Below are 1,284 nucleotides of genomic sequence, written 5' to 3'. Positions count from 1 at the left end.
AATAGTCCGGACAGAAAAGCGAGAGAAATAGCCAGAAAAGCTATTCAGGCACTAAGGTTTTGTTAACAGACAAACCCACCTGAATAGCCATGACATGCATCATACCGGGTCTACTACGAAAAGTGGGCCATTTAGCAAACCTCGTCGCCAGTTTTTAATCACCCTGTTTACGACCATCTATGTGATGTGTGGCAAGGTTAACTTCACCAATCTGAGTCGTTATAGCGACCTGTCAGAGCGGACCTATCGTCGTCACTTTGAGCAGCCGTATGAGTTCATAAGCTTCAATCAAGTCGTGATTGAGGCGGCCATTATGCCCACTCATTTCCAGGTGGGTGTCGTGGACGCGTCGTTTGTGCCCAAAAGTGGGAAAGCCACCTATGGCGTAGACCGTTTCTATAATGGCAAAGCCGGTCGGACTGAACGAGGTCTAGAGATCTCGATGATCGCGGTGGTGGACGTCGAACAACTCATCGGCTACACGCTATCGGTGCAACAGACCCCGCCGTCACTTGAGCCCATTAATGAGGTCCCCCCAGACCGGACGCGGGTTGATGACTATCTAGAGCACCTGCGGGCCACCCGAGATGCCTTTCCAGCCGCCGTTCGATACTTGGTGGGCGATGGCTTCTACAGCAAGCAGAAGTGGGTGAATGGGGTGGTTGAGTTGGGTCTAGACACGATTGGCAAGCTCCGCTGCGATGCTAACTTGAAGTATCTCTATGACGGTCCGCAAAAGCCCCGTGGCGCACGCCGTAAATATGACGGTAAGGTTGATTTGACGGATCTCACTCGCTGGGAAGCACTCGGTGAGGTCGAACCCGACACCGAACTTTACGCAGCGGTGGTCTGGTCTGTTTGCCTCAAGCGCAAAATTCGAGTGGTGTATCTGCTCAATCGTAAACATCCAGAACGCCTCTGCTATGCCTTGCTATTCTCCACCGATAGTGACCTCGACCCACTTCAATTGTTCGAGTCGTACCGGGCACGCTTCCAAATCGAATTTATTTTTAGAGATGCAAAACAGTTCACCGGCTTGACGGATTGCCAAGCCAGGGATAAACAGAAGCTCGATTTCCATTTCAACGCCTCGCTAACCGCTTTGAATATCGCCAAATGGGAACAGTATCAGCAGCGGGACCCGTGGGAACCCTTTGTCTTTTCCATGGCCTCCTACAAACGTCGCAAACTCAATCAGCATCTGATTGACAGGTTTATTCGAAACTTAGACTTAGACGAGACTTTGATTAAATCACATCCCAACTTTCCAAGTCTTTGTGACTA

1 protein-coding gene is annotated in these 1,284 nt (G+C 50.4%); it reads left to right on the top strand.

The features are described 5' to 3' along the window. Positions 1-355 precede the first annotated feature (355 nt). Positions 356-1,284: transposase (locus tag IQ260_RS30645; RefSeq protein ID WP_322745091.1), on the top strand; the 929-nt coding region annotated here is incomplete at its 3' end.

Origin of the sequence: Leptolyngbya cf. ectocarpi LEGE 11479, assembly GCF_015207065.1 — a bacterium.
In the GTDB taxonomy this organism is placed as follows: Bacteria; Cyanobacteriota; Cyanobacteriia; order Phormidesmidales; family Phormidesmidaceae; genus Leptothoe; species Leptothoe ectocarpi.
The sequence above is the reverse complement of the archived record's forward strand: the minus strand, read 5'-3'. Positions and strand labels throughout refer to the sequence as shown.